General features: G+C 68.9%; 19 protein-coding genes. 10 read left to right on the top strand and 9 right to left on the bottom strand.

Annotation, left to right across the window (positions count from 1 at the left end; all coding sequences use genetic code 11):
• Nucleotides 1-49 precede the first annotated feature (49 nt).
• Entirely contained in the window at nucleotides 50-979 is a 930-nt protein-coding gene (locus CAP_RS21640) for a LysR family transcriptional regulator (protein WP_044244102.1), read from the top strand.
• Here CAP_RS21640 and CAP_RS21635 read toward each other — a convergent pair.
• A complete protein-coding gene (locus CAP_RS21635; RefSeq protein ID WP_044244100.1) occupies nucleotides 927-1,532 on the bottom strand; it encodes a TetR/AcrR family transcriptional regulator in 606 nt (201 codons plus the stop codon). The two genes, CAP_RS21640 and CAP_RS21635, sit on opposite strands and share 53 nt — an antisense overlap.
• A gap of 115 nt (nucleotides 1,533-1,647) precedes the next feature.
• Between CAP_RS21635 and CAP_RS21630 the strand changes: the two genes are divergently transcribed.
• From CAP_RS21630 to CAP_RS21595, 8 genes are all read left to right on the top strand, one after another.
• Entirely contained in the window at nucleotides 1,648-2,604 is a 957-nt protein-coding gene (locus CAP_RS21630) for a quinone oxidoreductase family protein (protein WP_044244098.1), read from the top strand.
• Between the two features lie 870 nt (nucleotides 2,605-3,474).
• On the top strand, nucleotides 3,475-5,061 hold the full coding sequence (locus CAP_RS45215; RefSeq protein ID WP_052375628.1) for a hypothetical protein: 1,587 nt from the start codon (nucleotides 3,475-3,477) through the stop codon (nucleotides 5,059-5,061).
• Nucleotides 5,062-5,072: 11 nt separating this feature from the next.
• Nucleotides 5,073-6,641, top strand: coding sequence for a vWA domain-containing protein (locus CAP_RS21620; protein ID WP_044244096.1), 1,569 nt, complete (start codon nucleotides 5,073-5,075; stop codon nucleotides 6,639-6,641).
• Between the two features lie 105 nt (nucleotides 6,642-6,746).
• Entirely contained in the window at nucleotides 6,747-7,718 is a 972-nt protein-coding gene (locus CAP_RS21615; protein WP_052375627.1) for a serine/threonine protein kinase, read from the top strand.
• A gap of 130 nt (nucleotides 7,719-7,848) precedes the next feature.
• Nucleotides 7,849-8,934, top strand: a complete 1,086-nt coding sequence (locus CAP_RS21610; protein WP_231511605.1) for a cyclase family protein — start codon at nucleotides 7,849-7,851, stop codon at nucleotides 8,932-8,934.
• A 5-nt stretch (nucleotides 8,935-8,939) separates the two neighbouring features.
• A complete protein-coding gene (locus CAP_RS21605; protein WP_052375626.1) occupies nucleotides 8,940-9,788 on the top strand; it encodes a PAS domain-containing protein in 849 nt (282 codons plus the stop codon).
• Between the two features lie 40 nt (nucleotides 9,789-9,828).
• Nucleotides 9,829-10,986, top strand: coding sequence for a hypothetical protein (locus tag CAP_RS21600; RefSeq protein WP_044244095.1), 1,158 nt, complete (start codon nucleotides 9,829-9,831; stop codon nucleotides 10,984-10,986).
• A gap of 46 nt (nucleotides 10,987-11,032) precedes the next feature.
• The gene (locus CAP_RS21595; protein WP_044244094.1) at nucleotides 11,033-11,551 is read left to right on the top strand and encodes a peptidylprolyl isomerase; all 519 of its coding nucleotides are present in this window, start codon (nucleotides 11,033-11,035) and stop codon (nucleotides 11,549-11,551) included.
• 55 nt (nucleotides 11,552-11,606) lie between these two features.
• On the opposite strand, the gene CAP_RS21590 is transcribed toward CAP_RS21595, so the two are convergent.
• The 4 genes from CAP_RS21590 to CAP_RS21575 all read right to left on the bottom strand — a co-directional run bounded on the left by CAP_RS21590 (nucleotide 11,607) and on the right by CAP_RS21575 (nucleotide 19,416).
• Nucleotides 11,607-14,093: a DUF4215 domain-containing protein gene (locus CAP_RS21590; protein ID WP_044244093.1), complete on the bottom strand. Its 2,487-nt coding sequence runs from the start codon at nucleotides 14,091-14,093 to the stop codon at nucleotides 11,607-11,609.
• Nucleotides 14,093-15,106: a hypothetical protein gene (locus CAP_RS21585; protein WP_044244092.1), complete on the bottom strand. Its 1,014-nt coding sequence runs from the start codon at nucleotides 15,104-15,106 to the stop codon at nucleotides 14,093-14,095. The genes CAP_RS21590 and CAP_RS21585 overlap by 1 nt, the downstream gene beginning before the upstream one ends.
• A gap of 29 nt (nucleotides 15,107-15,135) precedes the next feature.
• A complete protein-coding gene (locus tag CAP_RS21580; protein ID WP_044244090.1) occupies nucleotides 15,136-16,614 on the bottom strand; it encodes a serine/threonine-protein kinase in 1,479 nt (492 codons plus the stop codon).
• A 354-nt stretch (nucleotides 16,615-16,968) separates the two neighbouring features.
• On the bottom strand, nucleotides 16,969-19,416 hold the full coding sequence (locus tag CAP_RS21575) for a M4 family metallopeptidase (RefSeq protein ID WP_081865125.1): 2,448 nt from the start codon (nucleotides 19,414-19,416) through the stop codon (nucleotides 16,969-16,971).
• 422 nt (nucleotides 19,417-19,838) lie between these two features.
• Here CAP_RS21575 and CAP_RS21570 point away from each other — a divergent pair, with 422 nt between their 5' ends.
• On the top strand, nucleotides 19,839-21,161 hold the full coding sequence (locus CAP_RS21570) for a monooxygenase (protein ID WP_044244088.1): 1,323 nt from the start codon (nucleotides 19,839-19,841) through the stop codon (nucleotides 21,159-21,161).
• Nucleotides 21,162-21,231: 70 nt separating this feature from the next.
• On the opposite strand, the gene CAP_RS21565 is transcribed toward CAP_RS21570, so the two are convergent.
• From CAP_RS21565 to CAP_RS21550, 4 genes are all read right to left on the bottom strand, one after another.
• Entirely contained in the window at nucleotides 21,232-22,005 is a 774-nt protein-coding gene (locus CAP_RS21565; RefSeq protein WP_044244086.1) for a succinate dehydrogenase/fumarate reductase iron-sulfur subunit, read from the bottom strand.
• Nucleotides 22,005-23,915 (bottom strand): fumarate reductase/succinate dehydrogenase flavoprotein subunit, encoded by a 1,911-nt coding sequence (locus CAP_RS21560; protein ID WP_044244084.1) that lies wholly within the window; start codon nucleotides 23,913-23,915, stop codon nucleotides 22,005-22,007. The genes CAP_RS21565 and CAP_RS21560 overlap by 1 nt, the downstream gene beginning before the upstream one ends.
• 24 nt (nucleotides 23,916-23,939) lie before the next feature.
• Nucleotides 23,940-24,623, bottom strand: coding sequence for a succinate dehydrogenase cytochrome b subunit (locus tag CAP_RS21555; RefSeq protein WP_044244082.1), 684 nt, complete (start codon nucleotides 24,621-24,623; stop codon nucleotides 23,940-23,942).
• A 163-nt stretch (nucleotides 24,624-24,786) separates the two neighbouring features.
• Nucleotides 24,787-26,286: a vWA domain-containing protein gene (locus CAP_RS21550; RefSeq protein WP_231511604.1), complete on the bottom strand. Its 1,500-nt coding sequence runs from the start codon at nucleotides 26,284-26,286 to the stop codon at nucleotides 24,787-24,789.
• Between the last annotated feature and the right edge of the window lie 49 nt (nucleotides 26,287-26,335).

Raw genomic sequence — 26,335 nt, 5'->3', positions numbered from 1 at the left:
TTCCGAACAATCGGCCGTCCTCGAACACACTGTGTAGCATCGGTGCACAATGCGCAGCGCCGAGGTCGATCTCAACCGGATGGCGGTGTTCGTCGCGGTCGCCGAGGCTGGCTCGTTCACCGAGGCGGGGCGCACCCTGGGCCTCACCAAATCGATGGTCAGCCAGCACGTGCGGCGCCTCGAAGAGGACCTCGGGGTGACGCTGATGCAGCGCACGACGCGCCGCCTGAGCCTCACCCAGGCCGGGGAGGTCTACCTGCAGTCGGCCACGAGCATCCTCGCCCAGGCGCGCGAGGTGCACGCCCGGATCCAGCAGCTCCGGCGCGCTCCCTCAGGGCTCCTGCGGATCACGGCGAGCTTCGATCTCACCCTCGATCTCCTGACCCCCTTGATCCACAAGTTCACCCAGCAGAACCCGCGCGTCGACATCGACCTCATCGCCGACGACGGGGTGCTCGACCTCGTCGAGCGGCAGCTCGACGTCGCCATCCGCATCGGCTGGCTCGCCGATTCGAGCATGGTCGCCTCGATGCTGGGCGAATTTGAGCAGGTCGTCTGCGCCGCGCCGGCGTACCTGGGTGGCGCGCCCCCGCTGGCGGTGCCCGAGGATCTCTCGCGGGCAGCGTGGGTCACCCTGACGGCGCTGCGGAGCCCGAACCGCTGGACGTTCCTCGACGCGCATGGGGTCGAGCAGACGGTGCAGACCCGCGGCCGCGTCGCGACCAACAGCCCCTCGGCGGTGCGCGCGTTCCTGCTCGCGGGCGCCGGGGTCGGTGCGATCGCCGAGCACCTGGTGCGCGAGGATCTACGGGCCGGGCGTCTCGTGCGCCTCTTCCCGGAGCACGCCCTCCCGAGCGGCGGCATCTACGCCGTCATGCCCTCGCGGCGGCAGGTGCCGCTCAAGGTCTCGGCGTTCGTGAGCTTCCTCAAGACCGAGCTGCGGGCCCAGGCGCCACCCCGAACCGCAACCCGTCGATGAGCAAGGCGATGACGGCCCTCGCCCCTTCTTCCCACCCGGGCTGCCCGTGTGCCGCGCAGACCCCGCCCAGCGCCATCAGCACCGTCTTCGGCGCCACGTCTGCCCGGATCCTGCCCAGAGCCGCGGCCGCGTTCATCAGCAACCCGAGCGCCTCCAGCAGCTTCTGGCTGCCATGGGCGAAGGCGGGGGAGGCGGAGCCCATCACGGCGGTCAGGGCGGCGGCGAGGCCGAGGTTCATCGCGATGTGGTCCACGAGCCGGCGCAGGAAGGCCTCCAGCGCCTCGTCCGCGGGGAGGGCGTCGAGCAGCTCGGCCGCGGAACCGCAGAGCCGATCGATCTCCTGCCGGTAGACGGCCTCGATCATCGCCTCACGGGTCTCGAAATGCCGGTACAGCGTCCCCACGCCCACGCCCGCGCGCCGGGCGATCTCCTCGATCCGCACATCGAGCTCGCCCGCCACGAAGGCGTCGCGTGCCGTGGCGAGCAGGGCGTCGCGGTTGCGCCGGGCATCGGCGCGCAGGGGCTTGCTGGGGGGAGGGTCGCTGAGACGCACGGCAGGACGTTCCTTGACAAACGGAACATGGTTCCGCTTAATCATCCGGAACCGGGTTCCGTTTGTAGCGCTCCAGCTCACGCGGTGGAGTCGCCGACCCGGGAAGGGTAACACCATGAAGGCCGTCACCATTCGTGACTTCGGGGGACCGGAGAACCTGGTCCTGCAAAACGTGCCGGCGCTGACGCCAGCGGCCGGCCAGGTACTCATCACCATCGAAGCGGCGGGCGTCGGGCTGGCCGACATCCTGATGCGCACCGGCGCGTACCGGGGCGCCTACACCGCGCCGGCCGAGGGCGGCTTCGTCCCGGGCCTGGAGGTCGCGGGCACCGTGGCCGGCCTGGGCACTGGTGTCGATCCGGCGTGGCGCGGTCGCCGTGTGTTCGCCCCGGTGCAGACGGGTGGCTACGCGGAGCAGGCCGTCTTCGCCGCCGACGCCCTGATCCCGCTGCCCGACGCCATCAGCGCCGTCGATGCGGTGGCGCTGGGCGTGAACGCGCTGGTCGCGAAGATCGCCCTGGAGCGCGCGCGGCTCGTGCCCGGCGAGCGGGTCCTCGTCCGGGGCGCAGCCGGCGGCATCGGGACCATGGCGACGCAGCTCGCCGCCCACGCAGGAGCGATCGTGGCCGCGACGACCTCCACGGCCGACCGCGGCCAGCGCCTCAGGGAGCTGGGTGCCGTGGAGATCCTCGACCGCGCCGCGACCGGTGCCGAGGCGTTCGACGTCATCCTCGACAACGTGCTCGGCCCCGACCTGGCGACGTTCCTGGGGAAGCTGAAGGAGAACGGGCGCATGGTGCTGTGTGGCGCGGCGGGCGGCTTCCCCCCTCCCGATTTCGGGATGGCGCTGCTGGCGGGGTTCCAGCGCTCGTTGACGCTCTCGACCTTGAGCCTCAACTCGGTGGACGCGCCACGCCTCGCGGCCGCCCTCCAGGAGGTCTTCGCGCTGGTGGCCGCTGGTCACCTGAAGCCGGTCATCGAGGCGACCCTGCCGCTCGCGGAGGCGGCCGCGGCGCACGCGCGGCTGGAGTCGGGCCAGGTCTTCGGCAAGCTGGTGCTCGTGCCCGTCTAGCGTGAGACCTGGTCGGCGGCAGCGTCGACGCTGCCCCTCGCTGAGGGGGTCACTGAACAAGCTTGGATCTCGCGATGCCAACCCTTGGCGTCGACGATGCCAACGGTTGACGTCCGCGATGCCAACCCTTGGCGTGGTGGACTCCATTTCGAAGGGTCTCCACTGAACAGACTTGGATCTCGTGAGGCCAACCCTTGGCGTCGACGATGCCAACGGTTGACGTCCGCGTTGCCAACGGTTGACGTGCTCCAGGCCAACCCTTGGCGTGCTCGATGCCAACGGTTGACGTGCTCCAGGCCAACCCTTGGCGTGCTCGATGCCAGCACTCGGGGTCCACCACCCCAGCCGTTGGCGTCCGGGATGCCAATCCCCGGCATCCGTCCCGGGACCTGCCGGGGTTCCCTCGCCGAGCGCCTGGGTTCCTGCACCCCATACCTCGGGTCCGCCCCTTCGAGCCTCCGCCACCCCTCCACGTCTTCCACATCCAAGGGGCCGCCGGACGCCTGACACGGCTGCCAGGGTCGCTTGCCCCGGCCCGCCGGGCAGAAGACATGCGGATCGCTCATTTATCGAGGGTTTGTGGGAAGCCGCGGCAAGCCGCGCAGGATGGCACAAGGGTTGCCATCCCCAGGACTCGCTGGGCTTCCTTCTCTTTTGCTTGGCCTGGCTTCTTGGCTTCGATCCTTGAGCTTCCTTGACCTGTCCCTGACGGCTTCCTTCTGCACGGCTTCCTTCTGCACGGCTTCCTTCTGCACGGCTTCCTTCTGCACGGCTTTCTTCTGAACGGCTTCCTTCTGCACGGTTTTCTCGGCGTGGGTCGCCCATACTGCGCTGACATCCTTCGCTTCAACCGCAGGAGATCTTCCCCCCATGGATCCTTCCGTGAAAGCGCAGCGCGCGCTGCTCCATCCGCTCTGGTTGCTCTCGCTCACGCTGCTGGTGGTCAACGATCACCTGCTCAAGGGCTCGGGCCTCCTGCCCGGGTGGATGACCGGCAAGCTCAGTGACTTCGCCGGCCTGATCGTCGCACCAGCCCTGCTCGCGGCGCTGCTCCGCCTCTCCTCGAAGGGCGCCCTGATCGGCGCGCACCTCGCGACGGGCGCGGTCTTCGCGGCGATCAACCTCTCGCCGGCCTTCGCGAGGGCGGTGGAGGGGCTCATGGCGCTCACGCCGTTCCCCTGGGTCATCGTCGTGGACGCGGAGGACCTCATCGCGCTGCCGGCGCTGTTCGCCGCGTGGCAGGTGCTGGTGCCGGCGATGCGGGCGGAGGTCGACGAGCGGCCCATCCTGCACCGGGTGGCCGCGGTGGCCGGAGGCATGGCCTGCATGGCGACCAGCATGCCCGACCCCTGTGACGAGGATCCCTCGCAGTGCATCCCGACGGACGGGCCAGCCGCGACCGAGATCGCGTCGCTCGTGCTCGGCAACGACACCGAGGAGCAGCGGGTCGTCCGGGTGCGGCCGCTCAAGGAGTCGGTGGAGGTGGATTGCTTGACGATGCTCGCCGATCCCACCCGCACGCTCTCGCGGGAGATGTTCGGGCCGGCGGAGACCTGGCTGCTGGAGCCCGGGAGGGCCCTGCCGCTGCAGAACAGCACCTGCGATGCCTACCTGGTGGACGCGGACGGGCTGCCCATGCAGCTCCTCGCGTGGTCGGCCGGTCAGTTCCCGGCGGCGATGCTCTCGACCGAGACGCGGGCGCCCGACGAGGGCCGGATGATCTTCATGCGCATGGACGAAGCGCTGGGGCGCCTGGAGCTCGCCGAGCATGTGGCGGTGCACGACGCGCCTCCGGTGGAGCAGCCCGCGCCAGGACCCGGGTGCGCGCCGCTGCCGGATACGGTGGGCGTGGCGTGGTCGGCGCCGCCGGTGGGCGGGGCAGAGATCACGGCGATCGACTCCTCTCCGGACGGGTGCCACCGCTTCACGCTGCTCAGCGAGGGGGGAGAGGCGCCGTTCTACCTGTGCGTGCCCGAGGGGGCCCAGCCGTTCCAGGTGGGGGATGCGCTGAAGGTTGAGACGCTCGATTCCTCGTTCACCGCGCCGGAGACCAAGGACGAGGCGTCGTTCGCCGAGGGGGTCTTCCTGTCGAACGACACGGTGGGGGTGATGGTGGTGCGCGGGAACATGGTGGCGCGGCAGGCGTTCGCGTTCCTCCCGACGCCCGCGGAGGAGCCCTCCATCTCCGCGGACGAGGTGCCTTCCTGCACCGGGTCGCACGATGCCTGCGGCAACCTGGTGATCCCGCTGGAGGTGTCGCTCCTCGGCGGGTCCGCGGAAGGGGCGACGTTCCTCCGGGCCGGGCAGAGCGCGGAACTCGCAGACGGCTACGGCACGCTCCACGTGGTGCGCGCCGAGGAGCTGCCCATCCGCGACACCGAGTGCGCGCCCTCCCGTGTGACGAGGCGCCACTTCGAGTCGGTGCTCGTCATCCCCCTGACCCCCGCCACGCCCTGAGGAGAGTCGAGATGCGAACCATGATCCAGAAGATGACGTTCGTGCTGGGGCTCGCGGCGCTGCCGCTCACCGGATGCTCGAGCTCCGAGGCGGACCTGGCGGGAGCAGAGTACGCGGGCCCGAACACGCCCGGGAGCACCGGGGTCTCCCAGGGAGGCGCCCAGGACTTCGGGCTGTTCCGGCAGATCCTGGAGGACGGCGGGATCCCGGGGCCGAGCACCCTCGACGACCTCGGGTTCTTCGCGGAGCACAAGCTCGACTACCCGACGCCCTCGTGCGGCGGCGACGTGTGTATGCACGGGCTGCTCGGGGTGATGGGGAACATGATCAGCGGGTCGACCTGCACGCTGATCCAGATCGGGCTGAACAGCCCGATCGACGTGGCGACGCTGGAGCGGCCGCCCCTGCACGTGGTGCTGGCGGTGGACGTGAGCGGCTCCATGGCGGGCGCCCCGATGACGTACCTGAAGGCCGGGCTCACGGAGATGGTCCCGGTGCTGCGGCCGACCGACAAGGTCTCGCTGGTGACGTACTCCAGCCAGGCCAAGGTCGTGCTCGATTACGTGAACGCGAGCGAGGCGGAGCTGCTCCTCGCGGAGTTCGACGCCCTCACCCCCGCGGGCAACACCAACCTGTACGACGGGCTGTTCACGGCGCTCAGCGTGGCGGAGACGCACCGGGATCCGGCCTACCAGAACCGGGTGCTGTTCATGTCCGACGGGGTGGCCACGACGGGGATCGAGGACCCCGGGAGGCTGCGGTCGCTGGCCGAGGCGTACGCGCGGCTCGGGGTGGGGATCACCTCGATCGGCGTGGGCACGGAGTTCGACGTCGACGTGATGCGCGACCTGAGCGAGGTGGGCGCCGGGAACTTCTACTTCCTGGAAGATCCGCGGGCCGTCGAGGAGGTGTTCGCCGACGAGGTGCAGACCTTCCTCGTGCCGGTGGCGCTCGACGCGCAGCTCGATGTGACCGTGGGCGGCGGATACACCATCCGCGGCGTCTACGGGACGAACGGCTGGCAGGCCACGGAGGGCGGCGGGGAGATCTCGATCCCGAGCCTGTTCCTCGCGGGGCGCGAGAGTTCGGACGAGCCGATCTCCGAGGGGCGGCGGGGCGGCGGCGGGGCGATCCTGCTGGAGCTGGTGCCGCGCGCGAACCAGTCGGGCGTGACGGACCCGCACGCAGTGGGGTCGCTGTCGCTCGCGTACACGAACCCGCTGACGGGGACGCTGGTGACGCAGGAGGCGGAGATCACGGCACCGAACACGCCGGACGCGCCGCCCTCGGAGGGGTACTTCTCCGACAAGACCGTGGAGAAGGGGTTCGTGATGCTGAACCTGTACGCGGGCTTCAAGCTCGCGGCAGAGCTGGCCTACGACAGCGATCCTCGGACTGCGCGGCGGACGCTGGAGGCGCTGCGGCCGAACGTGGCGGCGTGGCTCGAGACCACGCCCGATCCGGACGTGGAGGACGACCTGCGCTACGTGGACATGTTCATCCAGAACCTGATCCAGGTGGAGTCCACGACGGTGCCCTACGAGCCCGCCGAGCCGCCGGACCCCTGGCCGGCAGACTGACACCTTCGCGGTGGACCGCGGACTTCCATGCCGCTGACGCGGCGGGCAGAGGTCGAACGTGACCGGAAGCTCGCCGCGAGGGCAAGCGCGCGCTAGGTAGCGTGGGTGAATGCTCCCGCTGCCGACGATCTGTTCTTCTCGCTGACTCCCCAGAAAGTGCTGGAGGCCGTGGAGGTCGCGGGGGTGCCCTGCAACCCGGTCTGCTACCCCCTGAACTCATTCGAGAACCGGGTGTACGAGGTGGAGCGGGAGGACCGCACGCGGGTGGTGGCGAAGTTCTACCGACCGGGCCGGTGGACGGAGGCGCAGCTCCTGGAGGAGCACCAGTTCCTGCAGGAGCTGGCGGAGGAGGAGCTGCCCGTGTGCGCGCCGCGGGCCTTCCCGGAAGGGGGGACGCTGCGCCAGATCGAGGGGATCTACTACTGCCTCTTCGACAGGATGGGGGGTCGCGCGCCCGACGAGCTGGATGACGGGCTGCTGGAGCGGCTGGGGATGCTCGTGGCGCGGATGCACAACGTGGGTGCGGCGCGGCCCGGGGTGCACCGGGTGCGCGTGGACGCGAACACCTTCGTGCGGCAGGAGCTTGCGTGGATGGAGGGGCGGGGGGTGCTGCCGCCGGGGATCGCGGGGCGGTATGCCGGCGCGGCGCGGCGGATCGCGGATCTCGCGGACGCGCGGATGCGGGACGTGGAGGTGCACCGGCTGCACGGGGACCTGCACCTCGGGAACCTGCTCCTGCGCGACGGGGTGCTGCGGGTGCTGGACTTCGACGACATGGCGGTGGGCCCGGCGATGCAGGACCTGTGGCTGATCGCGCCAGGCAGGGACGCGGAGGCGATGCAGCAGCGGGCGGTGCTCGTGGAGGGCTACGAGAAGATGCGCAGCTTCTCGTGGGGAGAGCTGCGCCTCGTGGAGCCGCTGCGCGGGATGCGGATGGTACGGTACGCGGCGTGGCTCGCGCGGCGGTGGCACGACCCGATCTTTCCGCGGACATGGCCGCACTTCGGGACGCCGTCCTACTGGAACGACGAGACGCGGGCGCTGGAGGAGATCCTCGAGGTGAGCACCGAGAATTGATCCGGCGGGGATCGCGGCGCGGTTGCTGGGCCTTCTGGAAGTCGTTTAGGCTCCAAGAGAGCGTGGGGTAGTTCGACCTGGTTCCGGGGGTTGGGGGGCTCCCGGGTCGAACGTCCCCGGGAGGTCCACCATGGTGCGCGCGCTGAAGAGGATGGTTCCGTTCCTGGCCTTATCCTTCGCGGCAGGGGGGCTGACGGTCAGCCTCGCGATGGGATCGGGCAGCTCTGGCGGAGGAGGCTCCGCGTACGACCCCTACCCGGGCCCCTCGCCCTGGGGACCCGACGACGAGCAGGGGGCGTCGAACCTGCAGACGGCAGAGCGGGTGCTCGACGCGAAGAAGCTCATCAAGAAGGGCAAGGTGTACGCGCTCGGGCACGAGTACTCGCCAGAGACGCCTGCGTTCCCCGGCAACGCCGGGATCAGCATGGAGGCGAAGCCGGTGCAGCAGCTCGGGCGGCAGCGGCTGTTCACGGAGCTTGTGCACGGGGAGATCCCGCAGACGGGGACGCAGTTCGATGCGCTGGGTCACGCGGGGATCCTCCCTCCAGGCGGGAGCGCTCCGGACGACGTGCTGTTCTACAACCGCTTCACGGGGGCGGAGACGATCACGCCGGAGGGGCTGGCGCGGCTCGGCGTGGAGAACGTGAAGCCGATCGTGACGCGGGGGGTGCTGCTCGACGTGAAGCGGTACGCGAACCACGGGCAGTCGTTCGCGGCGGGCCAGGAGATCACGCTCCCGATGGTGCTGCAGACGCTGCAGGCGCAGGCGATGAGCGAGCACGACATCGGCCCCGGTGACGTGGTGCTGATCGTGACGGGCTGGGAAGAGCGGTTCTCGCTCGGGACCGACGGCTATTACCTGACGCCCGAGCTGGGGATGGCAGAGCCCGGGATCGGGCTACAGGTGGCGCGGTGGCTCGCGGCGAAGGGGGTGGCGTGCGTGGGCGCCGACAACTGGGGGCTGGAGGTGTACCCGCCTCCAGGTCCGCCGCCCGCGCCAGGGCTGGAGCTGCCGGTGCACCACCACCTGCTGGTGAAGAGCGGGGTGTACATGCACGAGTCGATGCGGCTCTCCGAGCTGGCCGCTGACCTCGCCGCAGCACACCAGGCGTGGTGGTGGAATGGTTTGCGGTCGTACGAATTCTTCTACACGTACGCGCCCGTACCGCTGCGCGGCGCCTCTGGATCACCGGGCATTCCGCTCGCTATACGTTGAGGATCATGCCCGAGGGTGATCACGACCGTGCCTCGCTGGAGGCCGAGAACGCAGCTCTGCACCGTCAGGTCGCGGAGCTGAAGAAGGCGGTGCGCCATGGGGAGCGGGTCCTGCAGGCGGTGATCGATCAGGTGCCGGGGCTCGTTTACGGGCGGACCGCTGGCGCGTGGGAGATGCTGTTCATCAACCAGACCGGCGCCGCGTACCTGGGGCTGTCGCCAGGCGAGGTGGTGGGTCGGCCGGAGGGGGACTTCTTTCCGGCCGAGGTCGTCGCGCAGTGGCACGTGACCGATGCGCACGTGATGGAGACGGGCGCGGTGCACGACGTGGACGAGTCGGCGCCCCACGAGGACGGGATGCACGTCCACCGCTCCATCAAGTTCCCCATCCGCGACGAGGAGGGACGGGTGTGCGCAGTGGGCGGGATCTCGATGGACGTGACGGCGCAGCGGAGGGCGGAAGAGCGGGTGCTGGAGGCGCACCGCGCGGCCATCCGGGAGCTGGGTACGCCGATCATCCCGCTCAGCGAGGGCGCGCTGGTGGTTCCGGTGGTGGGGGCGGTGGACCCGGTGCGGGCGCGGCAGCTCCTCGAGCGGATCCTGGAGGGGGTGGCCGGGCGGCGCGCGGGCCTGGTGATCCTGGACGTGACCGCGGCGGGGGTGCTCGACGCGGAGGTGGCGAGCGCGATCCTGAAGGCGGCGCAGGCGGTGCGGCTCCTCGGGGCGCAGGTGGTGCTGACCGGGATCAGCCCGGCGATGGCGCGCTCGCTGGTGACGGAAGGGGTGGACCTGGGTGGGATCCTGACCCTCGGCTCGCTGCAGGATGGAGTGAAGTACGCGCTGCGGCAGCGCTGAGGGCCGCACACCGGGTATAGTCGGCCCGGGACCGACACCGATGACGACCTCGTTTGCTGCCTTGATCTACCGCCCCGACCTGGTCTCCGAGCGCGCGCTGTCGCAAGGCTTCGCGGTGGCGCTCGGGGGCTTCGACGTGCCCGCGCCGCGGTTGCTCACCGCGCCCCTCCCGGGGCTGCCGGGGTGGAGCGTGGCCTTCTACGGGAGCGGGAGGAAGGTGCCCCGAGGCGCGGAGGAGGAGGAGTTCGAGCACGCCTGCGAGCTGTTCGAGGAGGAGCTCTCGCCGGCGCTGGGGGTGGTCGACGCAGCCGGGGAGGAGGGGCATCCAGAGGCGGTGATCTACGCGCTGACGTACACGGAGGCGGCGCTGCACGACGATGCGTGGCGCTTCGATGCGCGGGGGGTGGAGCGGCGGTTCGTGCACGAGGGGGACGAGGGGGTGGAGGTGGGGTTCGAGACGCCAGAGGCAGGGGAGGCGCGGGCGCTGGACGTCGACCTGCGGGCCGGAGCGAGCGACGAGGAAGAGGCGCGGGCGCTGGAGGCTGCGGCGCGGGAGCACCGGGGGTCGACGTTCGTGTCGAGGGAGCTCGGGGTGGCGGTGCTCCCGGCGCTGGTGGGGGCGCTGTTCGCGGCGGACCAGCGGGTCACGGTGCGGCTCGTGGAGGCGAACGCGGCGGCGATCACGGCGGAGGTGCGGCGGCTGAACGGGGCGCTGCGGCGGGTCGAGGGGCGAGGCGCGCAGGCCGTGCGGGAGGTGGCCGGGGTGGCGGCGCCGGAGGCGTACCAGGCGTTCGCGCGGACGTACGACTGGGCGGATCCGACGGACCCGCGGGACCTCTACCGGGAGCTGTCCATTGGGGCGGTGGAGGGGGCGCTCAGGTTCCTGCGGGGCGACGATTTCGCGGGGGTCGAGGCGGAGGACGCGGTGCGCAAGGCGGCGGAGAAGGGGTGGTATCCGATCGCGCAGCTCACGGGGTCGGCGCTCACGGGGGCGACGGCGCAGGGGGTGATCGCGCTGGCGTCGGACGGGGATCGGCTGGCGCTGGTGAAGCGCGACGGGGCGATCGTGGAGGCCGGGCCGAGGTTCGGGGAGCTGCTCCGGTATCTGGCCCTCGGCTGGTCGAAGCGCTCCGAGGCAGAGGAAGACATGATCGGCGCGCTGATGCTGCGGGCGCGGCTGCGGGCCGACGGGGGTTGAGGAGGCGCTTGCGGCCCTCTCAGGACGGCGTGCTAGCCTGCGCCGCATGGCGAATCCCACTGCAATCCTCGAGACCTCGCTCGGCAACATCACCGTCGAGCTGTACGTCGACAAGATGCCGATCACGGCCGGCAACTTCGTCGAGCTGGCGAAGAGCGGGTTCTACGATGGGCTCCATTTTCACCGCGTGATCAACCAGTTCATGCTCCAGTTCGGGTGCCCCCACAGCCGCGACCCCAAGTCGGATCGCGCCGGAACGGGCGACAGCCCGAAGGGAACCATCCAGGACGAGCACCCGGCGCAGCACAGGCTGTCGAACGAGCCGGGGACGCTGTCGATGGCCAACACGGGGCGGCCTAACAGCGGGAGCTGTCAGTTCTTCATCAACACGGTGAACAACGCGTACCTCGACTGGTTCTCGCCTGGGCCGTCGAAGCACCCGGTGTTCGGCAAGGTGATCTCGGGGATGGATGTGGTCCACAAGATCGAGCAGACCCCGACCGACCGGAACGACAGGCCTGCCACGCCCGTGAAGATGATCAAGGTCACCGTCCAGGAGGGGTGAACCCTTCTCTGCGGTGAGCGGTGCGCGGCGGGGGCACGGGCCCCCGCCATGTCCGTCAGGGAGCGCAGAAGTTGCCGGCGCAGAACTGGCCCGGGCCGCACTCGGCGACGGTCGTGCACGCCTTCATGCACGACCCGGCGCCGCTCTCGAAGCCCCAGTAGTTGATGCAGACAGCGCCCGTGGGGCAGTCGTTCATCTGGAGGTTGCAGAACTCCGAGCAGTAGCCGTTCCCGTACGGGAAGCAGATCGGGTCTTCGTTCGTGGCCTGGCAGTCGCTCGGCGCGGTGCACGGGCCACCGATGGCCCCGGCGCCCGGGGTGCAGACGGGCAGCTTCCTGCAGTCGTCCGGGTCCTCGCAGTCGGTGAGGCCGTTGCCGCTGTTGTCGAAGAGGTCCTGACAATCGGTCTCGGGCGGGCGGACGGTGTTGCAGGTGAGGCCGCAGGTCACGACGTCGGAGGGGTCGCACTGCTCGTTGCCCTCGCGCACCTCGTCGCCGCACACCGTGATGAGGTTGCAGTCGCTCGTGCAGTCAGGCCCGCCGTCACACTCCTCGATGCCACCCTTCCGGCCGTCTCCGCAGACGTTCTTGGAGACGAGGAGGGTGTAGTTGAAGGACTGCTCGGGGAAGTAGCCAAAGACCCGGACGAAGTAGTTGCCGGGTTCGAGGTCGCGCACCACCGGGTAGTTCGAGGCTTCGATGAGCGAGCAGTCGGAGTAGGTGCCGTTCTCGTATGCCTGGTCGTTCTCGGTGAGGTACTCGCCGCAGCCGCTGCCGCGGGAGAGGACGATGACGGTGTCGGCGCCGCAGGTGCCCGGACCGCCGGCGCCAAAGGTCTCGATGCGCAGGTCCGCGCGCTCGTTGAGGAGGAAGGCGAAGTAGTCGGACTCGCCAGCGGGGTTGATCGCGCCGCTCACCAGGGCGTCGGGGAAGAAGAGGCCATTCGACTGGCCGCAGATGTCGTTCGGTTCCTGCTCGGCGTTCGGAAGGAGGAGGCAGGTGCTGCTGCAGCCGTCGCCGTTCTGGGTGTTGCCGTCGTCACACTGCTCGTTGCCCTCGATCAGGCCATCGCCGCAGGTGGTGGGGAACTGGCAGAACGCGGTGCAGTTGGAGCCGCCGTCGCACTGCTCGCTGCCCTCGACCACGCCGTTGCCGCAGAGGGCGTCGTAGCTGACCTCGAGGGTGTAGGGGATGTCGGTCATGGTGCTGGTGTTGCCCCGCACGCGCACGTAATAGATCCCCTGGGGGACGGCCTTGAGCCGGGGATACTGGATGCTGTCGAGCTGATCGCACGAGGAGAACTGGGTCGTGTTGCAGTTCGAGCCGCTCCAGGACAGGTAGGAGCTGCAGGGCTCCACGTTGTGGACGCGGATCCTGAGGTCGGCGCGGGCAGGGACGTTGATGGCGTAGTAGTCGTTCTCCGACACCGAGGAGGTGCCGTGCACCACGGAGGGGACGCCTAGCGGGCCCCCAGGCTCGAGGCAGTTGTTGTTCGGCTCGACCTCGCTGGAGCCTTCGAGGCGGCAATCCGCCGCGCAGCCGTCGCCGCCCGTGGTGCCGCCGTCGTCGCACTGCTCGTTGCTGGAGACGAAGCCGTCGCCGCACTGTGCGCAGGCGGCGAAGCTTCGGCACTTGTCGTCATCGCAGTCGGAGACGCCGTTGTTGTCGTCGTCGAGGCCGTTGTCGCAGATCTCCAGGCCAGGCCAGCACATGCTGCGCACGCCGAAGGCGTTGCAGGTGTAGCCGGGGCGGCACTCGGCGGAGTCCGTGCAGCTCTGGAGGCACACGCCATGGCCGTTGCCGAGGCCCGTGTCGAAGCACGAGCCGCCCGCAGGGCAGTCGTCGTTCGTGATGTCGCAGAACTCCGAGCAGTAGCCGTCGGTCCAGCCCTCGAAGCGCGCCTCTGCGATGCAGAAGGGGTCGTTCGCGCTGGCCTGGCACTCGTGAGACGTCTGGCAGGAGCCGCCGAGGGGGGTCTCACCCGGGATGCACATGCCCAGGCCCTGGCAGTCGCTGGCGTCGTCGCAGTCGAGGAAGCCATCGTGATCGTTGTCCTGCGCGTCGTCGCAGACGACCTCGCCGCTGCCGTCGCAGGGGGCGACGCCGGCGCACGCGGCGTCGGCGCAGTCGGCGGTGCCGTTGCCGTCGTCGTCGACGCCATTGTTGCAGTCCTCGTTGGGGATGCAGGCGCTGGTGTCGAAGGTGCAGTCGGCGTTGCAGGCGAGATCGCCGCGCTGGAACTGGAGACCTTCGCAGGTCTGGCCGCCGAGGTCGCCGCCCTCGCACTCGACGCCGGCCACGAGGAAGCCGTCGTTGCAGATGGGCGCGCAGGTGCTCGGCGAGCCGGAGCAGGCGTAGCCTTGCTCGACGGCGCACGCCGCGTCGCAGCCGTCGCCAGGCACGCTGTTGCCGTCGTCGCAGGCTTCACCCGCCGTGACCGCGCCGTCGGCGCAGACGTCGCCGAGGCGCAGCTCGGGGGCACACCCGAGCGAGGTACCCGCCGCGAGCGCGAGAGCCAGAAGGAGGCCCGCAGGTCGCTTCATCAGAATGCTCCTCGGTAGGTGGCGCCGACCGCGCCAGGTGCTGCCCATGGGACGAAACCGGTGGTGTCGACGCTGCGCCGCCTGCCGGTGGTGAAGCCGACGACGGCGACGCCAGCGCCCGCGAGGCCCAGAGCGCCGAGGCCGATGGCGAGGCCGAGGCTGCGGTTCCAGCGGGCGTGGAGGGCGTCGACGTCATCGGCGGTGAAGGCCTCGGGGTTGCACGCGCCCTTCGGGCAGCCCTCGTCGACGTCGCCGCGCGCGCCGACGTGGTCGATGGTGAAGTAGACGCCCGCGCCGAGAGCGACGACGCCGACGCCTCCGGCGATCCAGGCCCAGAGGGGCACTGGGCCGTCGCTCACGTCGGCAGGGGAGGTGGAGGAAGACGCGCCGATGGACACGCCACCCGGCAGAGGCGCGAGGGTGAGCTCCACGGGGATGGTCGCGCCTTCGGCCGCGGTGATCTCCTTGCGGGCCGGCTCGAACCCCTGGGCCTCTGCCTCGACGGCGTGGGTGCCAGGGTTGACCTTGCGGGGGAACGAGAGCGACGCCTGGGGGACGACCTCGCCGTCCACGCGGACCTCGATGGCGGCGGCCTCGGAGGGTCCCTTCACGCGGATCTCGAGGCCGGGGATGCGCTTCTCCAGCTCCTCGGCGAGCGTCGCCGCGGCGGGGCGCGCCTCGGTGAAGGCCTCGGGCTCCTTCGGCTTGACGGGCATGCGGGCCACGTCGAGGGCCATGGCACGCGCTTCGACGAGCCTGCCGAGCCGCGCGAGGGCCCTGGCGAGGTCGAGGCCCGTGGTGGGGACGCCCATGATGTCGTGCGCGGCCTGGAAGGCCTTGCGGGCGCCTTCGAGATCTCCGGCGTCGAATTTCCTGCGCCCCTCGATGACGAGCCCGCGGGCGGTCTCGCGGTCGGCGGCGGAAGGCTCCGCGGCGTCCGCGGTGGCGGGGAGGAGCTGCGCTGCAGCGCAAAGGAGCAAGGGAAGACAGGGGCGAAGAAGTCGTCTGATCATCAAGCTACTCGGCAGGCCGGAAGGGGGCGTCAGAAGCCGATGGTATCCTTGATGGGGGTCGGCCTCGGGGTGGACTTGCTGGTGCCGCCCACGCCTGGAGCAGGCCGTCCCGAGGGGGCCTGCGCGGCCCCCGTCCCTTGCGCGAGAGGCGCCTGGGTGACGGTGGCGCTGGTCGTGGGGGTGGCGCTCGGCGTGGCCGTCGGAGGAGCTTCGGGCTCGGACGACGCCACGACGGCCGGGAGCGAGGGCGCGGGAGGCGCGCCGAGACCTGGAGCCACGGTCGTCACGGCGGGTGTGGACCCTTCGCCTGCGGCAGGGGCGCCGCCGCGGAAGAGCAGGACGGCGCCGACGGCACCGACCACCGAGGCGATCGCGGCGGCGACGATCATCGCGGCCATGTGCCGACCGCCAGAGCCCGCGCGGGTCACGGCGCTCATGGCGACGCTGCCCTGCGCGACGCTGGGGTAGGTGCCGGTGGCGATGGGCGTGCCGCTGTTCGAGAGGGCGCCCGGCGGAGGGGTGATGCCCACGGGCATGCCGGGGGCCGAGCTGCCCACCGTGCCGTTCGGTGCGCCGGGGGCCGAGCTGCCCAGGCCGGGGCCATAAGACGCCTGAGGGCCGACGACCGCGGCAGGGAGGGCGGTGCTGGTCCAGGCGGTCCACGGAGCGCCGTTCACGGCGCGCTCAAGGGTCTCGGCGAGTTCGCGCGCGGACTGGAACCTGTGGGCCGGGTCCTTCTGGAGGGCGCGCTGGAACCAGGCGTCGACGGAGGCGGGGAGGCCTTGCAGCACGGTGCTCGGGGGCGGGTAGTAACCGGTGTGCACCGCCACGGAGAGGGCGCCCAGGGTGTCGCCCGAGAAGGGGATGCGCCCGGTCATGACGTGGTAGGCGACCACGGCGAGCGACCAGAGATCGGCGCGGTGGTCGGCGTGCTTGGCGCTGAAGAGCTGCTCGGGGCTCATGTAGAGGGGCGTGCCGACCATGCTGCCCGTCGTGGTCATGCCGGTGTCCTCCTGCATGCCCTGCTTGGCGACGCCGAAGTCGATGACCTTGACGATGAGGTCTCCGTCCACCGTGGTGAGGAAGATGTTGTCGGGCTTGATGTCGCGGTGGACGATGCCGAGCTGGTGGGCCCTGGTGAGGGCCTTGGCGACCTGGGTGATCACGGTCGCGGTGTCGCGCGGGCTGAGGGGGCCGAACTGCTTGACGCGCTTGCCGAGCAGCTCGCCTTCGAGCAGCTCCATGGCGATGTACGGGATGCCCTCGGCGGTGACGCCGTGATCGAAGACCTGCGCGACGTGGGGGCTCTTGATCTGCGCGGCGGCCATCGCCTCGCGCCGGAAGCGCTGGACCAGTGACTCGTCGGTGAGGAGCTGTTGAGCGATGAACTTCACGGCGACCTGGGTGCCGAGCCCGAGGTGATCCGCGATCCACACGCTCCCCATCCCCCCTTTGCCCAGGGGCTGGACGAGCCTCAGGGTGGCGGTGATGTGCTGCCCAGGTTGCATGAGCCCTCTCGTCAATGCCGGCGTGAGCTTCGTCCCTGGGTCCCGCGCGAACCCGAGCGCCACGCCCTACCGCCGACCATGAGGCAGCGTACCCGTGCCGACCGGTCACGCCAAGCGCGCTCGGTGCTGTGGTCGAAGGAGGTGAATGGCCGGATTTGCTGGAAGAGGCGGCGGTAGAAGTACGCCGATGATGTACGCGAGGCGTGTCGGATGGTGGCGGGGAAGACGGTCGCACTCGTCCGCGATGCGCACGATGCGCACGTCTGGCGCGCGTCTTGGCGTACGTGACGCACGTGACGCGCTCATCGGTGAGGTGCCTCCGAGGGGCGCGACCGCTTCGCCGCTGGGCTCAGATCACGGGTTGGCAGCGCCGGGCGTGAGCGTCGACGAGACCTGCCACTCGGCGTTGGCGTTGTCAGCGTCCTGTCCGTTGGGCGTGCGGCCGAGGGTGAGGCCGATGGTGTTGCTGTCCGCCACCGAGGACGAGAGGACGGTCCCCTCGACGAGGCTCACGGTGCCCACACCCGGGATGATGGCGGCGGTGATGCCGCCCTCGTAGGAGAGCTTGTCGAGGACCGCGCTGCCGCGGACGAGCGCCACGCCCTCCTTGTCGTTCTGGATGCGGTTCGACTGCGCCCCCGACCAGGCGATCTTCTTCGCCCCTGCCGGCGTGGTGACGGCGGTGGAGCCGACGACGAGGTACTGACCCGGGGTGAGCGTTCCAGCCGAGGCGAGGTCGACGGTCATGTACGCGGTGTTGTCCCCGCCGTTGATGAACACCAGCGAGTGGCCGGTGAGATCGACCGTGGCGCCGGTGGGGTTGTAGACCTCGACGTACTCGGCGCCGTCGGTGCCGATGTTGTCGTAGTCGATCTCGTTGATGACGAGGTGCTGGTAACCGGCAGGCGCCGTGAACGAGCCCTGCAGCGAGACGCCGGCATAGGCCGTGAAGGCCTGCAGCATCACGTAGTACGTGCCGGGCTGGATGCCGGTGATGGTGCACGTCTCGCTGTTGCCAGGCAAATACGGGCGGCATTCGTAAGTGGAGATGGTCGGGAGCGATGCAGACCTGACATAGAGGTCGGCGTCGCCCGTGCCGCCGCTGATGGTGAAGGTGAGGCTGCTCGCGGTCGCCGGGACATTCAGGCTGAAGTAGGCGACGCTCCCCTCCTTGCCCCCGAGGCCCGTGACCGCGACGTTGTTGGTGAGGGGGGCAGGGTTGGGCGTGCCGACGCCGACAGCTTCCCAGGCGAGGAGCACCTGGTCGCGCTCGGGGAGCGCGAGGGTCCAGGTGGAGGCGGCCTGGGTCGCTGCCTTGAGGTCCAGGAACGTCGCGGTCGAGGTCAGGTACTGGGTGTTGGCGCGGTGGAAGGTCTTGGCGGCCTTCTCGATGCCGATGCCGGTGACGCTCACCGAGGTCTGCCCGCGGGGATGGGTGCCGCCTTGCGCGAGCAGGTAGAACGCCAGGTTGGAGATGCCCGAGCTGTGGTGGACAGCCATCGCCGCGTGGTAGTCGGCATAATGGTCGGCGGACGCGCCGTCGAGCGCCGGGTCGTTCATGTAGCGCATGGCGTCGCCCGAGATCGCCGGCGTCCAGACGTCCTCGCCGACCTTCCAGGTGTCGGCGCTGACGACCTTGCCGTCGAGGTTCCATTCGCAGAGGCTCGCCATGATGTCGCTCAGGGATTCGTTGATGCCCCCGGATTCACCGGTGTACGCGAGGTTCGACGTGGACTGGGTCACGGCGTGCGTGAATTCGTGGGCGGTCAGGTCCAGCGCCGAGGCGAGGTTCGCGATGGTCGTCCCGTTGCCGCCGCCGAAGACGAGCTGAGAGCCATTCCAGAAGGCATTCACGTTGTTAACGCCGTAGCGCACGGTGCTGGTGATGGGAGCGCCGAGACCATCGTAAGAGTCGCGCGCGAGCAGGGTGGAGTAGCAATCGTGGACCACGCCGAGCCAGTCGTAGTTGGCGTTGACGACGCCATCGCCGACCACGCTCTGCCCCTCGCTGCGCGCCAGGGTGCCAGGGAGGGTGGTGCCGCCGCCAGCGCTGTACACGTTCCGGGTCAGGGCCGCGTGGATGTGCGGCAAGCGTTGCACGATCGTCCCGTCGAGCGCGTCCACCAGCACGGTGTCGTGAAGAGGCAGGCCATCCTCCTGCATGCCCATCACGTCGACCGCATACACCAGGTCGAGCCGGTCGGTGTTCACCTCGCTCACGCGGTAGGCGAGTTCGACGTCGTCCTTCACCGCCACGTCCATGGCCTCCGTCGCGTCGCGGGCAATCCGCCGTGCGTCGGCCTCGTCGATCTCGGGCACCCGGGCGGCGTTCAGATCCGCGCGGGCATTGCCGTTCGCGGCATGGATCACCCCGTCTCGTGCATGGAGCAGAAGCTCTGCACCGATGACCCGCAGCCCGTTCTTCACCTGCGAGAAGCGGAAGTGGTGGACGCCATCTTCGTCGGTGCTCGATTTCTGGAGGACCAGCTCCTCTGCATTCGCGCGGAACACGGGCGCGAGGGCGTCGAGGGCAGCGCGGAAATCGGTATCAGCCGCCCTGGTAGCGACCTCGATCTTGCCGAGGTCACCCATGACGAAGCGCGGCACTGCAGCGGCGTCGAGGTGGAGGACGCGCGCCTCGGGAAGGGCCGCGAGATGCGCCAGGATGTCCGCGCCTCGCTCATCAGGGGTGCTCGCCACGTCCCCTTCCATGTCGCTATCGTCGCCAGGCCCCTGGCATGCGGCAGCGGCAATGACCAGCGACGTCAGACACAGACCCCGAAGCAGCTTCTTTCGAATCATGGACTCTCCTTGTGACGAACCGAGAAATGAGCGTTCACCTTCGGAGAAGAGGCAGCTTGCCGCTCCGAGGAGCACGGGTCCGATAGTCTCGCCCCGAATGCATGTGCGCAGCACACCGGCTCTGCGCGGTCATTCAGCGCGATGAAGCCGATACCATTGCCGGGAACTGGCAAAGGCGTCAACACGTGGAATCGCGTGGTGGGACAATGTTCTTCCCATCCTCATGGCACTCGCGCGGCATGACGGATGGTTCGCGGGTTCGCGCAGCGATCATCCGGGCGCCTGGGCCATCGCGCCGCAGAAGTGTCCGCAGGGAGGGGGAAATACCTCAACGAAGACGGCAATTTCCCGGGAGAGAGGTCCCCCTGTCGACGCACTCCGGCCATGGTAGATCTCCCTCTCCACTCCGGAGGAGATCTCTCATGCGAGCAGCTCATGCTTTCCTTGCGCTCCTGCCAGGCCTCATCCTGGCCTGTGGCGGCGGCGGGAACGACACCACGGGCGCCGGCGCCGGCCAGGGTGAAGGCGGTGCTGGAGGCAGCGGTGCTAGCAACGGCATCCCGTGTGATGTCGACGCCGTGCTCGAGAAGAGCTGCCGCTCGTGTCACGGCAGCGAGCCGAAGTTCGGCGCGCCGTTCTCGCTGGTGACCCACGACGACCTGCACGCGCCTGGGTTCAGCGACTCCGGGAAGCCGATGTACGAGATGATCGGGGCGCGCATCCACGACGAGGACAAGCCCATGCCGCCGCCGCCCAATGCCCGGGTGGTCGGAGACGATGCCGCCACGCTCGACGCCTGGATCGCTGCCGGTGCTCCTGCGAGCGGCGAGAACTGCGGAGGGGACGGCGGCGGCGGTGCCGGGGGGAGCGGGGCTGGGCAGCCCATCGGGTGCACGCCCGACGTCGAGCTCACCCCGACTGCACCGTACGAGATGCCGCAGCAGGTGGAAGACGCTTACATGTGTTACGGCGTCACCGTGGAGCTCGATGGCAAGCGTCACATCACGACGCTCTCGCCCCTCATCGACAACAGCACCATCGTGCACCACATGCTGCTGTTCGCAGCCGACTCATCGTTCCCCTCGGAGCCCCAGCCGTGCGGCAATGCATCCATGGGGCAGCTCATGGGCGTGTGGGCTCCTGGAGGGCAAGACCTCGTGCTCCCCGCGGAGGCAGGCTTCCCGATCGAGGGTACGGCCCACTTCGTGTTGCAGGTTCACTACAGCAACCTGATGGGTCTCTCCGGAGAGCGAGACAGCTCGGGTTACCGCCTCTGCACCACCTCGGACCTCAGGGACAACGACGCCGACATCATGGCGTTCGGCACCACCCAGATCAGCATCCCGGCCAATGGAACGCAGGATGTCACCTGCGACCTGACCATTCCTTCGTACATCCCGGAGATGACCATCGTGTCTGGCATGCCGCACATGCACAAGCTGGGTACGCAGATCTCGACGACGCTCTACCCGGGCGGGGATGGTGCTGCCGTGAACCTCGGCGCTGCGAATCCATGGAACTTCGAGAGCCAGGCCTGGACGGAGCTGAGCACCGTCCTCAAGCCGGGAGATGTCGTGAGCACGCGGTGCGCCTGGAACAACCCGACGCCATCCACCGTGAGCTTCGGTGAGGATACGAGCGACGAGATGTGCTTCGGGTTCGTGATGTATTACCCGAAGATCGAGTTCCAGCAGTGGCACTGGGGTCTGCCGGCGCTCGGGTCGTCCTGCACCGACACGCCTTGAGCAGCGTCGCCGTGTCGTGAAGCACCGGCCGGCTCGAATCAGGGTCGAGCGGCCGGTGTCGCGGTGTGCGTCAGCCAGACCCGCTGGCGGCGGAAGGCTCCCGGTACTTGAACACCGCCTGCACGTAGTCGCGGTTCATCTTGGCGATGTTCTCCAGGCTGATCTGCTTGGGGCACACCGCCTCGCACTCACCGACGTTGGTGCAGTGGCCGAACATCTCGGCGCGCATCTGCATCACCATCGCCAGCGTGCGGCGTTCCTGCTCAGGCTCGCCCTGCGGCAGCAGGTTCAGGTGGGTCACCTTCGCGGAGGTGAACAGTGACGCCGAGGCGTTCGGGCAGGAAGCCACGCAAGCCCCGCAGCCGATGCACGCAGCCGCATCCATGGCCCGATCGGACTTGTCCTTGGGGACCGGGATGGCATTGCCGTCCGGCGCGCTCCCGGAGGGCGTCGAGATGTATCCGCCCGCCGCGATGATCCGGTCGAAGGCGCTCCGGTCCACCATCAGGTCCTTGAGGATCGGGAACGCTGCGGCCCTCCACGGCTCGAGCCACAGCTCGTCGCCGTCCTTGTAGTGGCGCATGTGGAGCTGGCACACCGTCGTGCCCTTGAGGGGGCCGTGTGCCTGGCCGTTGATCATGAACCCGCACATGCCACAGATGCCTTCGCGGCAGTCGTGGTCGAAGGAGACAGGGTCGTCGCCCTTTTCGATCAACCTCTGGTTCAGGACGTCGAGCATCTCGAGGAAGGACATGTGCTCGCTGACGTCGGGCACGTCGTACGACGAGAAGGATCCCTCGGCGCTCTTCCCCTTCTGCCGCCACACATGGAGCTTCAGACGCATTACTTGTAACTCCGCTGGCTGGGTTTGACCTCTTTGAACTCGAGGGGTTCCTTGTGGAGCTCGGGCTTCTGGCCTTCTCCCCCCCAGCCCCACGCAGCGACATAGGTGAACCGCTCGTCGTCACGCTGCGCTTCACCCTCCGGCGTCTGGTACTCCTCGCGGAAGTGACCGCCGCAGGACTCCTCGCGCACGAGCGCGTCGCGGCACATCAGCTCCCCGAGTTCGAAGAAGTCGGCGACGCGGCCAGCCTTCTCCAGTTCGAGGTTCAGGTCTCCGGTGCCGCCCACGCGGACCTCTTTCCAGAAGCGCTCGCGGAGGGCGGGGATGGTCTCCAGGGCCTCGGTGAGACCCTTTGCATTGCGGGCCATGCCGCAGTGCTCCCACATGATCTTGCCGAGCTCGCGGTGGAAGGAGTCGACGGTGCGCGTGCCGTTCACTGCGAGAAGCCGCTCCAGCCGCTCCTTCACGCCACGCTCCGCGTCCTTCACGGCTGCATGCTTCTGGTCGACCTTCTCAAGCTTCGTCGACGCGAGGTAGTCACCGATGGTGTAGGGGATGATGAAGTACCCGTCCGCCAGCCCCTGCATCAGCGCGCTCGCGCCCAGCCGGTTCGCGCCGTGGTCGGAGAAGTTCGCCTCGCCGAGGACGAACATCCCCGGGATCGTGCTCATCAGGTTGTAGTCCACCCAGAGCCCACCCATCGTGTAGTGGATGGCCGGGTAGATGCGCATCGGCACCTGGTACGGGTCCTCGCCGGTGATGCGCTCGTACATGTCGAACAGGTTGCCGTAGCGCTCTGCGATGGTCCGCTTGCCGAGGCGCTGGATGGCGTCGCCGAAGTCGAGGTAGACGCCGAGCCCCGTCGGCCCCACGCCACGGCCCTCGTCGCACACCATCTTGGCGTTGCGGGAGGCGACATCGCGCGGCACCAGGTTGCCGAAGCTCGGGTAGCGGCGCTCCAGGTAATAGTCGCGGTCGCTCTCGGGGATCTCTGCCGGCGTGCGCTTGTCTCCCTTGTTCAAGGGGACCCAGATGCGCCCGTCGTTGCGGAGCGACTCGCTCATCAGGGTGAGCTTCGACTGGTAGTCGCCCGACACCGGGATGCAGGTCGGGTGGATCTGCGTGTAACAGGGGTTCGCGAACAGGGCGCCCTTCTTGTGGGCGCGCCAGATCGCCGTGGCGTTCGAGCCCTTGGCGTTCGTGGACAGGAAGAAGACGTTGCCGTAGCCGCCCGAACCCAGCACCACCGCGTCGGCGAGGTGGACCTCGGTCTTGCCGTCGACGAGGCTCCTCGTGACGATGCCGCGCGCCTTCCCGTCGATGACGACGACATCCAGCATCTCCGTCCGCGGGTAGAGCTTCACCTTGCCGAGCGCCACCTGACGCATGAGCGCCTGGTAGGCTCCGAGGAGGAGCTGCTGGCCCGTCTGCCCACGCGCATAGAAGGTGCGCGACACCTGGGCACCGCCGAAGGAGCGGTTCGCCAGCACGCCGCCGTACTCGCGCGCGAAAGGCACGCCCTGGGCGACACACTGGTCGATGATGTTCACGCTGATCTGGGCGAGGCGATGCACGTTGGCCTCGCGGGCGCGGTAATCGCCGCCCTTCACCGTGTCGTAGAAGAGGCGGTAGATGCTGTCGCCGTCGTTCTGGTAGTTCTTGGCCGCGTTGATCCCACCCTGCGCTGCGATGCTGTGCGCGCGCCGGGGTGAGTCCTGGATGCAGAACGTTTTGACGTTGTAGCCCAGCTCCGCGAGCGTCGCGGAGGCGGCGCCGCCAGCGAGGCCGGTGCCGACGACGATGATGTTGTATTTCCGCTTGTTCGCCGGGTTGACGAGCTTGAGGCGGAAGCGATGGTTGTCCCACTTCTTGTCGATGGGACCTTCGGGGATTCTAGCGTCGAGCTGCATCTCTGGTGTGCCTCCGGGGCGACCTCAGCGGACCACGCCGAAGAGGACAGCAAGCGGGACGACGGCGAAACCGACGGTGAGCAGGAAGGCGAAGACCACCGCAAACTTCCTGAGCGCCGGGGTGTAACGCGGGTGGCTGATGCCCAGCGACTGAAACATGCTCCAGGCGCCGTGGTAGAGGTGGGCTCCGAGCAGCACCACCGAGATCACGTAGAACAGCGCCACGACCGGCATCTGGAAGCCGGCGACCATGTTGTCGTAGGGCTTCAGGTCCTGGAACTGCGGGTGCGCAGTGCCCGTGGTGAGGTGCAAGAGGTGGAACACGATGAACGCCGCGAGCACCATGCCGCTCCACAGCATCGTGCGGGCCGGCAGGTTCGAGTGGCGATGTCCCTTCTTGCGGTAGCCATCGGGTCGGGCCGCATAGCTGAGGCGCGTGAGCGCGATGGCGGTGTAGATGTGGACGATCACGGCGGTCAGCAGCACTGCACGCGCGCCCCAGAGCACGGGTGCCGAGCTGTGGAGCTTGGCGGCGTAGTCGTTGATCTGCTCGCGACCTGCGAAGAGCTGCAGGTTGCCCGCCATGTGAATGACCACGTAGCCGAACAGGACCACGCCGCTGAGCGCCATGGCGATCTTCTTGCCGATGACTTCACGGTAGAAGAGCGCGAGGCGCTGGGCGTTGGAGGATGCAGCGATGGTACTCATCGACCCCTGACCTCTAGTGGAGCGCGGCGTAGGTTTCCAGCCCCTTCGCAAGCTGACAGCCATGCAGATTTTGCGCGGCTTTCCGACGGGCTCGACGGGTGTGTTTTGGCCGCCGGAGGAGGGGCTTTTCGGCCGCGTTTTGGCCGCTTTCGGTCCCGGAGCGTCAGAAGGCCGGGTGCATCTCGAGCAGGTCGGCGATCTCGGACAGCTCAGGGTCCGTCCCTTCCGGGTTGGCGGCTACCACCGTGTCGTGAGCCGCCTGGAGCACCTCGTGGCTCCCGTCCTTCAGCGCCTCGGCGTAGGCGATGATCGCGTTCCCCTTGAGGAGCTGAGCCTTGTTCCCCTCGAGCAGCTCGGCCACGGTCGTCTCCACCGTCGCCTCTCGCTCCTCGTAGGTGAGCGGCGTCTGCCATCGCGCGGTCACCCGCACGGGGTCCTGCAGATCGATCAGCTCGGCGTCGCACGCCCGCACGACCTGGTTGAAGATCATCGCGTCACCCGGCGCGAGGTGCTGCGGCTCGATCTCCTCGGCGTCCTCCGAGTACTCCTCGCCGTAAAACTTCTCGATCCTGAAGTACCACGGGAGCGTCAGCTCCACCTGCACCCCGCGTGCGGCGACCTCCATGGTCTCGTCGAAGCGATCGTGGAGCACCGTCCAGGCCTCTTCGACGCTGTCGAGGTACACGTAGGCGCCGCGCCCCTTGTCGGTCACCGCGTCCATGAGCATGTCGTCGTATCCGTCAGCCGGACCGGTTCCTACGCCGACCAGATAGATCCCTTCCTGGTCGGCATCTGCAGAGTGCTTCGCGATGAGCTCCGCCGAGGTCACGCCGACGTTCGCGCCACCATCGCTGATCAAGATCAGGCGGTTGATCCGTTCGGCGCCGTAGTGCTGCTGCGCGAGGTCGTACCCGTAGGCGAGCCCGTTCTCCAGATCCGTGCCCCCATCCGCGCTCAGGCCTGCGACGGCAGCTTCAAGCTGCGGATCATCGGGGCCGTTCACCATGTGCCCGCTCAGGACCGTCGCGTTCGTCGTGTTCCAGGTGACGAGGTTGACAATGTCGCCCTCCGCGAGGCTCGCGCCCAGAGCCCGCACCGCGGCCTGCTGCCGCTCCATGGGCTCCCCTTGCATGGAGCCCGAGGTGTCGAGCACGAACGTCAACGTCATCGGTCGTCGCATCAGGGCTGCGTCGGGGGCACGCACCCCGATCTGCAGGTCGTAGAAGCCCGCCTCCGCCCCCGCCTGCATCTGGGGCACGATCCGCAGCTCCCCTTCAGGGGCAGCGTCGTAGGCGATGCCGTAGTAGTTGAGGAACTCGTAGGTCCGTATGGAGTAGGGATGAGGCTCTGCCCCCTGCCTGAGCATCTCGCGGACGTGCGCGGGAGAGCCCATGGAGTTGGAGTCGTCGGCCGAGAGGTAGAGGACCTTGGGGCCGGACTCGTCGAGCCCGACACAGGTGAAGGTCTCCTCAGTTTCTTCATCCGGGCTCTGCGGTGGAGCCTGAGCGCTGTTCTCTCCGCCTTCCCATGCCGGCGCGGATTCGTCGAAATCCATCGGGGGATCTCCGCCATCGCCCCCGGCGTCACCGCACCCGATCAACCCTGCGCCAGCAGCGATCACCATCACGAGCCACGCGCTGCGCCCCAGCGAGAAACGTCGCATCATCCACCTCCGAAAAGCCGAGCCGAACAGCCTCGAACGGGGGTGCAGA

It is taken from the genome of Chondromyces apiculatus DSM 436 (assembly GCF_000601485.1).
GTDB lineage: Bacteria > Myxococcota_A > Polyangia > Polyangiales > Polyangiaceae > Chondromyces > Chondromyces apiculatus.
The sequence above is the reverse complement of the archived record's forward strand: the minus strand, read 5'-3'. Positions and strand labels throughout refer to the sequence as shown.

Coding starts and splice junctions, on each gene's coding strand:
- CAP_RS45215 (WP_052375628.1), top strand. CDS start 3,475: ATGGATCCTTCCGTGAAAGCGCAGCGCGCGCTGCTCCATCCGCTCTGG.
- CAP_RS21560 (WP_044244084.1), bottom strand. CDS start 23,915: ATGCAGCTCGACGCTAGAATCCCCGAAGGTCCCATCGACAAGAAGTGG.
- CAP_RS21610 (WP_231511605.1), top strand. CDS start 7,849: ATGGTGCGCGCGCTGAAGAGGATGGTTCCGTTCCTGGCCTTATCCTTC.
- CAP_RS21585 (WP_044244092.1), bottom strand. CDS start 15,106: ATGATCAGACGACTTCTTCGCCCCTGTCTTCCCTTGCTCCTTTGCGCT.
- CAP_RS21590 (WP_044244093.1), bottom strand. CDS start 14,093: ATGAAGCGACCTGCGGGCCTCCTTCTGGCTCTCGCGCTCGCGGCGGGT.
- CAP_RS21580 (WP_044244090.1), bottom strand. CDS start 16,614: ATGCAACCTGGGCAGCACATCACCGCCACCCTGAGGCTCGTCCAGCCC.
- CAP_RS21555 (WP_044244082.1), bottom strand. CDS start 24,623: ATGAGTACCATCGCTGCATCCTCCAACGCCCAGCGCCTCGCGCTCTTC.
- CAP_RS21570 (WP_044244088.1), top strand. CDS start 19,839: ATGCGAGCAGCTCATGCTTTCCTTGCGCTCCTGCCAGGCCTCATCCTG.
- CAP_RS21605 (WP_052375626.1), top strand. CDS start 8,940: ATGCCCGAGGGTGATCACGACCGTGCCTCGCTGGAGGCCGAGAACGCA.
- CAP_RS21620 (WP_044244096.1), top strand. CDS start 5,073: ATGCGAACCATGATCCAGAAGATGACGTTCGTGCTGGGGCTCGCGGCG.
- CAP_RS21595 (WP_044244094.1), top strand. CDS start 11,033: ATGGCGAATCCCACTGCAATCCTCGAGACCTCGCTCGGCAACATCACC.
- CAP_RS21575 (WP_081865125.1), bottom strand. CDS start 19,416: ATGATTCGAAAGAAGCTGCTTCGGGGTCTGTGTCTGACGTCGCTGGTC.
- CAP_RS21640 (WP_044244102.1), top strand. CDS start 50: ATGCGCAGCGCCGAGGTCGATCTCAACCGGATGGCGGTGTTCGTCGCG.
- CAP_RS21630 (WP_044244098.1), top strand. CDS start 1,648: ATGAAGGCCGTCACCATTCGTGACTTCGGGGGACCGGAGAACCTGGTC.
- CAP_RS21550 (WP_231511604.1), bottom strand. CDS start 26,286: ATGCGACGTTTCTCGCTGGGGCGCAGCGCGTGGCTCGTGATGGTGATC.
- CAP_RS21600 (WP_044244095.1), top strand. CDS start 9,829: ATGACGACCTCGTTTGCTGCCTTGATCTACCGCCCCGACCTGGTCTCC.
- CAP_RS21565 (WP_044244086.1), bottom strand. CDS start 22,005: ATGCGTCTGAAGCTCCATGTGTGGCGGCAGAAGGGGAAGAGCGCCGAG.